This is a genomic window from Pseudochrobactrum sp. AO18b (genome assembly GCF_000409565.1).
GTDB lineage: Bacteria > Pseudomonadota > Alphaproteobacteria > Rhizobiales > Rhizobiaceae > Pseudochrobactrum > Pseudochrobactrum saccharolyticum.
This window is the reverse complement of the sequence record NZ_ANNO01000288.1, coordinates 1-4,436: the sequence shown is the minus strand read 5'-3', so window position 1 is coordinate 4,436 and position 4,436 is coordinate 1. Positions and strand designations below refer to the sequence as shown.

Genomic DNA, 4,436 nt, shown 5'->3' with positions numbered 1-4,436 from the left:
CTCACGGAGCTGTTGTTCCGGAGCGCGCTATTTTTTTATGCCATCCAAGAGAATTAAAGTTTAGAGCGACCTTTGTGCGCCCAACGGGGCGTCCGCGCTCTAGGTTTAAAACTGTGCAGTGGCTCAGCAGCGGGATATTTCCGGCGAGCTTAAAAATCGAAATTCCGGTGGGGAATGCGCAGATAATATTCTACGCTCTTATCCTCAATCCTGTAGCAGGCTGTGCCGCTGACGGCCTGAGGAACGATCCGCAGCAAAACCGCGCTGCCGAAACGGGATGTTTCATAGGATTTTACTTTAAGGTCTGACACTTCATCATGCATGTGGTTTTCGGTAGCTAATATATCCGGCGGACGGCCGGACAGATCGTTTTCCGTTGCAGGACTTGTTTCCTTCCAGTGAATAATCAGATCCATCTCGCCTTCACCGTCCGGCTCCAGCTCCGCAGAAATCGTCAGACTGCCATTTTCACAGGCCAGTGCGCCATAGGAGGCGGAGTTGACAATCAGCTCGTGGAAAGCAAGGCCGACATGCAATGCGGCTCCGGGAAAAAGATAAACATCTTTGCCTGTAATCGTCAGGCGCGGGTCTTTGGGATGGATGTATTTTTCCAGCTGTGAATGCAGCAATTCCCGAAAGGCTGCACCATGCCAGTTGGAATCCGTTACCAGATCCTGCGAATTGGACAGGGAATAGAGACGGCCGCGGAATTTTTGTAAGAACTGATCCACCGAGCCGGAGAACCGTGCTGTCTGCATGGCGATACTCTGAATAATGGCCAGCAGGTTTTTTGAGCGGTGGCTGACTTCGCGCAACAATATTTTGAGAACCTGTTCGCGGTGTTTCAGCTCGCTTATTTCAACGGCAGTCGTGACGATGCCGATAGTTTTGCCGCTTTCATCCTTGTCGGAATCGATGAAAAACTCGTACCAGCGGGGATTTTTCTTGTCGGGGAACGAAATTTCCAGACGCTGGGCATCGCCGGTCGTAAGCAATTGGTTTTTGGCAGTTGTCAGTCTGGCCGCAATATCTTTGGGCATCAGGTCGCTTTCGCTGATACCCGTGCGCCATGGCAAAAGCCAAAACTCCGGCAGATTTTCTACCCAAGTGTAATTCATATCCGTGGTTTGATAAAAAACCGAAACATTGCTGTTTCTTATGGCTCGCAACATAGAGCGCAACCGGATCTGAGCGGCACTGCTATATCCTGAAACGGGCGAAGTAGGAGCCATAGTCTGCGCTTTCTGTGCTTAAAACCGGCATAAGCTGCGGTACAGGATTGCTCCGCACAAGACAGGTTCGGGACGCGTCGCGGGCGTCCCGTTCAGATGTTTTCGGATCGGATTGCTTTGCAGCATTTATGCTTTCCTTATGATACTGGCGATCAGTGACAGCAACAGTAAGCCGAGGAAAATAAAGAACAGAATTTGCGCTATGCCTGTTGATGCACCGGCAATACCACCAAAACCCAAAGCACCGGCGATAATGGCGATAATCAGAAAAACAACAGCATAATATAACATGTCAACCTCCTCTTGCAGGCAGGTAAAGAATTGCCCGCTTTATGGAATGACCGGATTTTTGAAGGTCATTGCATGTTAAAATAACGCCCGTTGCGGGTTTTGGTTCCGGCTAAAGCATTTTCAGAACAAATCCCTGTTCAATTTGCCAATTATGATGCTCTTGCCAGTGAACCTTCTTCAAAAAACAGCGCCTGACTGATAAGCGCCTTCACCATATCCGGATTGAACGGCTTGGTGACGAGGAAGGTCGGTTCCGAGCGTTCCCCTGTCAGAAGACGTTCCGGGAATGCGGTAATGAAGATAACCGGAATTGTATCGCTTTTGAGAATGTGATTGACCGCATCGATGCCTGAACTGCCGTCTGCAAGCTGAATATCCGCCAGAACCATCGACGGTTTTTCTGCCTTATAAAGTGTCAGCGCTTCCTGATGGGTGCGGGCGATGCCCACAACTTCATGCCCCAGAGTCTCCACCATCTGCTCAATATCCATTGCAATCAGCGGTTCATCTTCGATAATCAGAATACGGGTGGCAACGTGGCGGGAAATCTGCTCCGAGGCTTCCGTCAGCAGAGCTGAAAAACCGGCTTCGTCTTCCTGCATGATCTCTGCGGCTTCTTTTTCATTAAAGCCTTCAACTGAAACCAGAAGAAAAGCCTGACGCGAACGCGGGGTCAGCATTGCCAGATTATTTGCGGCCCGTTTTTCCCATGCATGCTGAGAGTCAGTTTCCGGAATTTCGACAGAAGTACGGTCGAAAATACTGGAATAAAGACGATAGAGCGCTATCTTATCGGATGAGGCCTCAGGAAATACAGAAATATCATCGATCAGAGTTTCGAGAATTGCTGCAACATATGCATCTCCGGCTGACTGAGAGCCGGTCACGGCGCGCGAGAAACGGCGCAGATATGGCAAATGTGGTGCAATACGCGTGGACAATGACATTGAATGCTCCATTTATATGGGCTGATAGGATTACAGCCTGTTTATGGTTCTAACGGCTGACTATAAAAATTGTTCCTGTGTTTGGGAACTAATTATTCACGCCCGCATTATGACTTGGATACAGCGTCTCAATCGGGCAGGGTTTTAGTGCTTGAAACAGGGCCGCACCAAGGCCGCATCAAGATCACATCAGAGCCGCAACTGAGCTCTGGTGGCATTAACCGGAATACGACTGAGATGACCAACACTAAGAAACCGCTTCAGGATCAAGACAACGCTATGACCTCATTTTCGCGCGATTTTTCCGCGCAAGGCAGTTCGCAGGCAGGCAGTTTGAATAAAGGCGATGAACTGGGACCCAATTCCGAGATCGGTTCCAAATTGCGTGCTCTTTATTCCAGTATTCAGGATGAAACGATTCCTGACCGTTTTCTTGATCTTTTGGAGAAACTGGATCAGGCTGAACGTAAATCTGCTTCTCATTCAAGGAATTGACAGGAATGGCGGAGGAGAGAGACGAATTCAAGCGGCTGATGCTTGCGGCCTTGCCGGGCTTGCGGGCTTTCGCAGTATCTTTATCAGGTCAGCAGGATAAGGCTGATGATCTGGTGCAGGATACGATTATGAAAGCGTGGGGCAAGCGCGACAGTTTCGAAATGGGCACCAATATCAAAGCCTGGCTGTTTACGATTTTGCGTAATGAATTTTACAGCCAGATGCGTAAGCGCGGCCGTGAGATACAGGATACGGACGGGTTGTATACGGAGCGGCTGGCCGTTCATCCGTCACAATACGGATCGCTGGATTTGCAGGATTTTCGCAAGGCTCTGAACGAATTGCCGGATGATCAGCGTGAAGCGATTATTCTGATCGGCGCTTCCGGTTTTTCCTATGAAGAAGCTGCGGAAATCTGTGAATGTGCTGTCGGTACAATCAAGAGCCGTGTCAGCCGTGCGCGTGTCCGGCTGCAGGAATTGCTTGATGTTAAAGGTAATTCCGATTACGGCCCCGATGATACGTCGTCCCAAGTGACGATGCGCTCTTTCTAAACGGTTTTTGCGATCATCAGAGTATGACCGAATGATTAGCTGTCATCCGGAGCGGAGATTTATTTGAAGATTATTGCTGTTCTCAACAGTCAAAGCGGCACTTTGCGGACGATGGATATTGATGCGTTTATTGATGACGCATGTGCTGCCTTTGCTGCCGAGGGACATGAACTGTCCTGTGTATTGACGGATGGTGATGATATTCTTGCTGCTTTGGAAAAGGCCGCACAAAATCATGATTATGATGTGCTTCTGGCTGGTGGCGGTGACGGCACGATTTCTGCGGCAGCTGCACTGGCCTGGCAGAATGATAAAATTCTGGGCGTGTTGCCAGCCGGTACGATGAACCTCTTCGCCCGCTCACTGAATATTCCGCAAAATGTTACCGAGGCCATTCACGCACTGGCAAAGGCCGGTGCTGAAAATGTTGATATCGGCACCTGCAACGGCCAGTCCTTTGTGCATCAGGTGGCAATCGGCCTGCATCCGATGCTGGTCAGGTATCGTGAAAAATACAGCTATGCTTCACGGGTGGGGAAAATTCTGGCGAATTTCCGCGCTATGGGGCAGCTGATTACCCATGTACCGCGCGTGAAAGCTGTTGCAGATATTGACGGGCGTGCAGTCAAAGGGGTGTATTCTGCTCTTGCCGTGTCGAACAATCCTTACGGAGACAGCGTGCTGCCCGTAGCACCGGATGTGCAGACCGGGCATCTCGGTTTTTATCTGGCGAAGCCTCTTCCCGTCAGCGGCATGCTTAAGCTGTTCTGGGATATTGCGCGCGGACAGTGGCGCAGTAATCTGGCGATTGAGGAAGACCATGCCCGTTCAGTTCAGCTGACAATCCTCAATCATAAAGCGCATCAGTATATGTCTGTTGACGGTGAATTGCTGCCATTACCGGCCGAGCTGGATAT

General features: G+C 50.1%; 6 protein-coding genes. 3 read left to right on the top strand and 3 right to left on the bottom strand.

Annotation, left to right across the window (positions count from 1 at the left end; genetic code table 11):
- Positions 1-149: 149 nt before the first annotated feature.
- The 3 genes from A918_RS20295 to A918_RS0111950 form a co-directional block, all read right to left on the bottom strand.
- Positions 150-1,172, bottom strand: a complete 1,023-nt coding sequence (locus A918_RS20295; RefSeq protein ID WP_051139040.1) for a sensor histidine kinase — start codon at positions 1,170-1,172, stop codon at positions 150-152.
- 186 nt (positions 1,173-1,358) lie between these two features.
- Complete coding sequence (locus A918_RS21525; protein WP_022711298.1) at positions 1,359-1,523, bottom strand: DUF1328 domain-containing protein; 165 nt, start codon at positions 1,521-1,523, stop codon at positions 1,359-1,361.
- 149 nt (positions 1,524-1,672) lie between these two features.
- Complete coding sequence (locus A918_RS0111950; RefSeq protein WP_028233721.1) at positions 1,673-2,470, bottom strand: response regulator; 798 nt, start codon at positions 2,468-2,470, stop codon at positions 1,673-1,675.
- 279 nt (positions 2,471-2,749) lie between these two features.
- Between A918_RS0111950 and A918_RS20290 the strand changes: the two genes are divergently transcribed.
- The 3 genes from A918_RS20290 to A918_RS0111935 all read left to right on the top strand — a co-directional run.
- Positions 2,750-2,965 carry a NepR family anti-sigma factor gene (locus A918_RS20290; RefSeq protein WP_033316082.1) on the top strand — a complete coding sequence of 72 codons (216 nt, stop codon included), beginning with the start codon at positions 2,750-2,752 and terminating at the stop codon, positions 2,963-2,965.
- Positions 2,966-2,970: 5 nt separating this feature from the next.
- The gene (locus A918_RS0111940) at positions 2,971-3,519 is read left to right on the top strand and encodes an RNA polymerase sigma factor (RefSeq protein WP_022711295.1); all 549 of its coding nucleotides are present in this window, start codon (positions 2,971-2,973) and stop codon (positions 3,517-3,519) included.
- 63 nt (positions 3,520-3,582) lie between these two features.
- The coding region (locus tag A918_RS0111935; RefSeq protein WP_022711294.1) for a diacylglycerol kinase family protein at positions 3,583-4,436 on the top strand (854 nt) is incomplete at its 3' end.